The organism is Skermanella sp., assembly GCF_059503625.1.
Map to the genome: position 1 here is coordinate 1 of NZ_JCACHA010000204.1, position 3,346 is coordinate 3,346.

Annotated in this window: 3 protein-coding genes; 1 reads left to right on the forward strand and 2 read right to left on the reverse strand. The window is 68.1% G+C overall.

Annotation, left to right across the window (positions count from 1 at the left end):
* Positions 1–422: 422 nt before the first annotated feature.
* Positions 423–1,613, reverse strand: a complete 1,191-nt coding sequence (locus AC5JJ6_RS05160) for an MFS transporter (protein ID WP_496041014.1) — start codon at positions 1,611–1,613, stop codon at positions 423–425.
* Positions 1,597–2,655, reverse strand: a complete 1,059-nt coding sequence (locus AC5JJ6_RS05165; RefSeq protein ID WP_496041015.1) for a GlxA family transcriptional regulator — start codon at positions 2,653–2,655, stop codon at positions 1,597–1,599. Before AC5JJ6_RS05165 ends, AC5JJ6_RS05160 begins: the two co-directional genes overlap by 17 nt.
* Positions 2,656–2,893: 238 nt before the next feature.
* Here AC5JJ6_RS05165 and AC5JJ6_RS05170 point away from each other — a divergent pair, with 238 nt between their 5' ends.
* Positions 2,894–3,343, forward strand: a complete 450-nt coding sequence (locus tag AC5JJ6_RS05170) for a hypothetical protein (protein ID WP_496041016.1) — start codon at positions 2,894–2,896, stop codon at positions 3,341–3,343.
* Positions 3,344–3,346 lie beyond the last annotated feature (3 nt).

Genomic DNA, 3,346 nt, shown 5'->3' on the forward strand with positions numbered 1-3,346 from the left:
TCATCCAAAAACCCGCTGTGAGTCTTTCATTTTGATGAAATGCTACTCAACGGTACTGGGCCTAGAGCGTCGTCACCAGTGAACTATATCGGCTCTGAGTTCCGCGCCGGCCCGATCCACCGCGACCGGCACGAGGCGGCGGGTGATCGTAAAGGAAAGTATTCTTAAACTATGATGTGCTATATCCTCGATCCAGGGCCTTGCCCGGGATCTTCGACATCGTGAATCAGCCAGGCCGTCCGGCCCTCCCACCACGAATGATGACATTTAAGTACGTTCCACGCTTTTTCGAAAGGACAGGACCATGGTCATACAAAGCCCCTCCCCGATAGTGACGCCCACTCCGAAAACAGTGACGCCTAGTGACCAACAATGACGCCGGAAGCGGAAAAATTTACGCCCCTGATGTCATCGTTTTGCCGTCACGCCAGTTCCGCCACCCGCCGCCGTCCGGCGGCGTACCACAGCGTCACCCCCAGGCTCACCGCCAGCACGGGGGCCGCTCCCATGTTCACCGCCTGCCAGCCGAAGGCGTTCAGCAAACCGCCGGAGCCGAAGGACGCCAGGGCGGCGCAGGCCGCTATCGTCATCTCCGCCATCCCCTGCACCCTGCCCCGCTCTTCCGGCCGGTACGACTGGGTCAGCATCGTCGTGCCGGCGATGTACATGAAGTTCCAGCCGAGACCCAGCAGCACCAGCCCGACTTGGAAATGGCCAAGCCCCTGATCCCAGGCGGACACCATGGCGCTCGCCGCCAGGATCGCCGCCCCGGCCGCCGCGATGGCGGGAGCGCCCAGCCGGTCGATCAGCTTGCCGGTGAAGAACGACGGCACGAACATCCCCAGCACGTGGGCGCGGATCACGCCGGCCGCGTCGCCGACCGTGTGGTTGCAGGCGACCATGGCAAGGGGAGTGGCGTTCATCACCAGCACCATCACGGCATGCCCGGCCGCCGCGTTGACAAGGGCGGCGATCATGATCGGCTGGCGCAGGATCTCGCCCATCGGCCTGCCGCCGCCCCGTGCCTCCGCCGATGCGGCGGAATGGGGCGACAGCAGCGCCAGGGGGACGAGGGTCGCGACGCTCAGCACGCTCAGCGCCAGGAAGGAGCCGGCGAACGTCACCGGGGCGAACAGGTCCTTGGTCCACAAGGCCAGCGGCGGCGCCGCCAGCGCCGCCAGGATGGCGCCCGACAGCACCAGGGAGACCGCCCGGCCCCGCCGTTCCGGCGCGACCTTGTCGACCGCCGCCAGCCGGTAATACTGCGCCGCCGCCTGATAGGCGCCCAGCACCACGTTGCCCAGGCAGAAGACCGTGAAGTCGGCGTGGAAGATGCCGGCGACGCAGATCAGCCCGCCGAGCGCTCCGGCCAGCGCGCCGAGGGAGAAGCCGGCCCGCCGTCCATGGCGCTGCATCAGCAGCGAGATCGGCCGGGTCAGGACGATGTTGGCGGCCATCAGCAAGGCGACCGGCAAGGTCGCCAGCGCCGAGTCCGGCGCTATGATCTGGCCGATCAGCCCGGTCAGGGTGATGCTGACCAGCAGGCCGGCCCAGAACAGCGCCTGACAGACCGTCAGCAGCAGGGCGTCGCGCCCCTCACGCAGGAACCACATCGTCTTCTTCCTTGATGTCGAAATGCTTCACGTCGATATGCTCGGGCGCACCGGCGTCCTCTCCGGATGCCGAAACAGGCGGCAGTGCGCGGAAATGGGTGCGGTAGCCCTGCGGCGTCACGCCGAGCCGGCGCAGGAAGGTCCGCCGCATCGTTTCCGCCGTGCCGAAGCCCAACTCGGCGGCGATGCGCTCTACCGGGTCGCGGGTCCGTTCCAGCCGCCGCCGGGCGGCGTCGATCCTCGTGGCCTCGACGAACTTCAGCGGCGTCGTCCCGGTCTCGCGCAGGAAGACGCGGGCGAAGTTGCGGGGACTCATGCCGGCGCGGTCGGCCAGCGCCTCGACCCGCAGGTCCGCTCCCGGCGTCGAGCGGACCCAGTCCTGAACGGCCCGGACCGGCGACAGGCCGTCGGCTTCCGGCGTCAGGTGCGTGCTGAACTGCGACTGCCCGCCCGGCCGCTTCAGGAACAGCACCAGCTGACGGGCGACGTCCAGCGCCGCGCGATGGCCCCGGTCCTCCTCGACCATGGCAAGCGCCAGATCCATCCCGGCGGTCACCCCGGCCGAGGTATAGATGTCGCCGTCGCGGATATGCAGCGCGTCCGGCTCCAGCCTCACCTGTGGAAAGGCGGCGCGGAACTCGTCGCACCGTGCCCAGTGGGTGACGGCGCGGCGGCCGTCCAGCAGCCCCGCCGCCGCGACGATGAAGGCGCCGGAACAGATCGAGCCGAAGCGCCGGACGCGCGGCCGCATCGCCCGCAGCCACTCCAGCACCCTGGGATCGCCGGCGGGTCCCGCGAACCCGTTGCCGCCCGCCACCAGCAGCGTGTCGATGCCGCCGTCGACGTCGCCGATGCCCCGCTCGGCCACCAGTTGCATGCCGGACGAAGTGCGGACCGGGCCGGCCTCGACCCCGATGATCTCGACCGGATAGCCGGCATGGCAGAAGACCTGCAAGGGGCCGGTCACGTCGAGGATCTGGACGTCGGGATAGGCCAGGACGGCCATGCGGCGCTGCGAAGGAAGGGGGGCGGTGCTGGTCATGGCGGCAGTATCCCCGGCCCCAATTCCGGCAGCAATGACAAAGATCCCACGGATACTGCCATCCCCCTGTCGCTATCCCCTACCGGGGCTATCGTCCGCGCCACGCCGCCCCATCCATCGGCGTAGGGCGGAGGACCGGGCGTCCACCCCCTCGGGGCGGGCGGGAATTTCCGGCAATTTACCTACAATCCAACCCAGTCTGTTTAATGGATCACTCTGTTGCTGGGATGGAAATGAAATGAAGACTTCCGGACTGCTGCTGTCGTGCGTGGGTTTCGCCGGCCTGATCGTCGCGACGGCGATCGAAATCGGCATGGGAAGCGGTCTGCTCCGCGCGATCAATTACGGTTTCGCGACCGAGGTCGTCGGCGGCCTGATGGACCACCGCACGGCCATCGTCCTGGTTTCCGGATTCGCCTTCGTCGCCGGCGCCATCCTTTACGGCTTCTCGTTGACCGAAGCCGCCCTGGCGCGGATGACCGCCATGATCGGCGAAGCCATCGACGCGCCGGATACCTGCCCCGCCATGCCGCTGCTGCTCGACCGGCCGGCCTCGCCGTCTGCCTCTTCCCTGCCGGCTCCGGTCGACCTGTCCGCTCTCCGTCCCGCCGCCGGCGTTCGGGTGGCGGCATCGGAAAGCCCGGTGGAACTCACCGCCATGCGCGAAGGTGGTGCCCGGGGTGCGTGAGCG

Bases quoted from the DNA above. Each gene is read 5' to 3' on its own strand.
- AC5JJ6_RS05170 (WP_496041016.1), top strand. From the start codon at position 2,894: ATGAAGACTTCCGGACTGCTGCTGTCGTGCGTGGGTTTCGCCGGCCTG.
- AC5JJ6_RS05160 (WP_496041014.1), bottom strand. From the start codon at position 1,613: ATGTGGTTCCTGCGTGAGGGGCGCGACGCCCTGCTGCTGACGGTCTGT.
- AC5JJ6_RS05165 (WP_496041015.1), bottom strand. From the start codon at position 2,655: ATGACCAGCACCGCCCCCCTTCCTTCGCAGCGCCGCATGGCCGTCCTG.